The organism is Lamprobacter sp., from assembly GCF_034860625.1.
Lineage (GTDB): Bacteria > Pseudomonadota > Gammaproteobacteria > Chromatiales > Chromatiaceae > Lamprobacter.
In genome coordinates, this window is the sequence record NZ_JAYESN010000311.1 from 1 (window position 1) to 2,978 (window position 2,978).

Consider the following 2,978-nt stretch of genomic DNA (forward strand, 5'->3'; position numbering starts at 1 on the left):
GTGCACCCGATAATCATAGCTAGTCTCGGAAGCGACCGTGGTGTCGCTGTAGCCTTGCGTATCGGCTGCCAAGCTGTCCAAGCGACTCCAGCTCCCGCTACCCGAAAGGGCACGCTCGACCTCGAATCCCTGTTCGTCGCTGGCGTTGTCGGTCCAGCCGAGATCGATCTGGCCGGCAACTGTGGCCGTTGCACCCAGTTGGGATGGCGCCAACGGCGGATCACCCAGTTCGGTCTCTGACCAGATCGAGAGCTGATCAATGGTGATCGTATCCAAGGAGAGATTCCCGGGGGTGCGATCGGAATCGGTCACACGGATCGAGACCGTCCCCGAGGTCTCCGGCGGGAACAGGTAGCTGTAAGTGCTGCTGCTGTCACCACCGGCTATCGTCAGCATGGACGTGAATGGGCCGCCGTTGACCGAGTAGCTGAGGTCGAAGCTGTCGCCATCGCTAGACGCCGTCGACCAAGCGTTGATGCTAAGTATGGCGCTGCCGGCCGGAACCTGGAACTCCCAGGTATGTTGCAGGTAGCTGTAGCGGCTCGATGGCCGTCCACCCGATGAGCGCTCGGTGATGCTCTGGGTCACAGCATCGTCATACCAGGTGTCTTGATAGGTTCCGGAGACCGTCCCTGCTCCGGCGGTCTCGCCATTGCTGAGGATCTCCTGACCGCTTGGGACGGCATCGGTGGTTGCCGAAGCCGTATTCGAGGCCTCCGATGCCCCGGCGCTGTTGAAGGCAAAGAGGCGATAGTCATAGGTGGTTTCGGCGTCCAATCCGGTGTCGCTGAAGGCCTCGGTATTTGCCGCCAAACTTGCGATCTCGGTCCATGTGGTACCGGCGTCTTGGCTGCGCTCAACCTTGAAGCCATCTTCACTATCCGCAGTGTCGGACCAGGTCAAATCGATCTCAGAATGAGAAGCCGTCATCGCCGACAGACTCGCTGGCGAACTCGGCGGAGAGGCGGGCTCCCACAGGGCCTCGTTGGCGTTGACGATGCCGCCAGTCAGCGTTTTCCCAGCAAGCGAGCTAAGCGGGCGCACCGATGCGAACAGCCGATCCTTGAGCTCGGCATAGCCCCAGTTTGGATGCCTGTCGAGCAGGAGCGCGGCAACACCACTGACATGCGGCGCGGCCATCGACGTGCCACTGGACCAGTAATAGGTGCCCAGCATGGTGCTGATGATATTGACGCCTGGTGCGCCCAGATCGACGCTGGTCGCGCCGTAGTTGGAGAAGTTTGCAAGACCATCACGGTTGTCGGTCGCGGCAACCGAGATGATGTTATCCAGCTCATAAGCAGACGGGTAGTGGGCCGTTATGTCGGTATCCACTCCCTCGTTGCCGGCTGCGGCGACGAACAGATGACCCGCGTTACCCGCATTGTTGATCGCGTCGTAAAGCGCCTGCGAAAAACCGCCGCCGCCCCAGCTGTTGTTGGAGATCGGCACGCCCATGGCCACGGCGTAGTCCAGCGCGGTAATGGCATCACTGGTGTAGCCTCCCTCGGGGCCTAGGAAGCGCAGTGCGACGATCTTGCAACCCCAGGCGACGCCACTGATGCCTAGCCCGTTATTGCCCTCGGCGCAGATGGTGCCGGCGACATGGGTGCCATGGCCTTGATCGGCGCCGTCCATCGGGTCGCTATCATCGTCGAAGAAGTCCCAGCCGTAGATATCGTCGACAAAGCCATTGCCATCATCATCAATGCCATTACCGGCGATCTCGCCTGGATTGGTCCAGACATTGGCATCGAGATCGGGATGGGTATAGTCGACGCCGGTATCAATCACGGCGACGGGCAGCGCTGGATTGCCAGTCGTGATGCCCCAGGCCAACTCAGCGTCGATATCGGCATTGCTGATGCCGCTGGTGCCTTGGATGCTCTGCCCGGTGTTCTCCAGCCCCCATTGATAACCATAATAGGTGTCGTTGGTGTCGATGCGCCGCACATAGTCGGGCTCGGCATAGTCGACAAACGGCAGGTTATTCAGCGTCTCGATCGCCTTCTCAACACCACGCCCGCGATCGGCATTCAGCCTCAGCACCTCAAGCGCCTGGTCGATCCCAAAAACCCGCCCCAGCTCTCCGCCAACAAGGTCGCGAGCCTGCTGCTTCTGTGCTGGCAGCGCATCCGGTTTGAAGCGCAGGAGCACTGTGTCCGGCGCATAGGCCAGATCCGGATCAGCGGCCAGTGCCTCGCGCGCCCGCTCAGAAGCTGCCTGCGTGCCGCCGGTTGCGATGAGTAGACAGGCTCCGACCAGCGGGAGAAGGGCCGAGGCCAAGTGTTTCGGCCTGTTTGCAGTGGAGGTTTTCATAGGTGCATTCTGTCTTCAGCAAGGCGGTATGTTTTCAGTCCAGGCGACTCTTCAGTCCAGACAACTTACCAAGTCTAGTCGACAAGGCTGACGGCTGTGATAGTAGATGGCTTGAGACTTGAAGTGGGTCACAAAACGGAGGTTTAGGCTACGATATAGGCGGATCAGCGATCGACAATCAACAATCAACCTTGAAAGCAAGCTCAAGGATCTGATCGGTTCGTCTTCCTGAGTCAGAACCTGAGTCAGAAGAGATCGCGGCAGTCGAGGACAAGCTCGGGCAGGGCTGCTATATCGACCCGAGACAGATCTGTGACTCGGAACTGGCAGGTATAGCGTTCCGCGTCGGGTGTTCGGTGGACATCCAGATGGCCGCCGCGACTGTCAATAATCCAGACCTCGGGAATCTGGAATCGGGCGTACAGGGGCAGCTTGGTATTGCGGTCATGCGCCAGGCTGGTGTCCGCAACCTCAATCAACAGCAGACTATCGGCGGCTGCTGGATGGGCCTGCGCGTAATAATCTTCGCGATAACGCAGCAGGGCCAGATCAGGCTGCGGGGCGGACAGATCGCCGAGGATGATCGGATTCTGCGTCGAGACGATCGCCTTGCCCCGTACCGCGAGGGTGAGGATCTCGACAAGGCGGTTGGTCTTGCT

2 protein-coding genes are annotated in these 2,978 nt (G+C 59.9%); both read right to left on the reverse strand.

The features are described from left to right. Positions 1–2,286: S8 family serine peptidase (locus VBE63_RS26715; protein ID WP_323686036.1), on the reverse strand; the 2,286-nt coding region annotated here is incomplete at its 3' end. 278 nt (positions 2,287–2,564) lie between these two features. Further along, positions 2,565–2,978 (reverse strand): Uma2 family endonuclease (locus VBE63_RS26720; protein ID WP_323686037.1); only part of this gene is annotated, 414 nt, incomplete at its 5' end.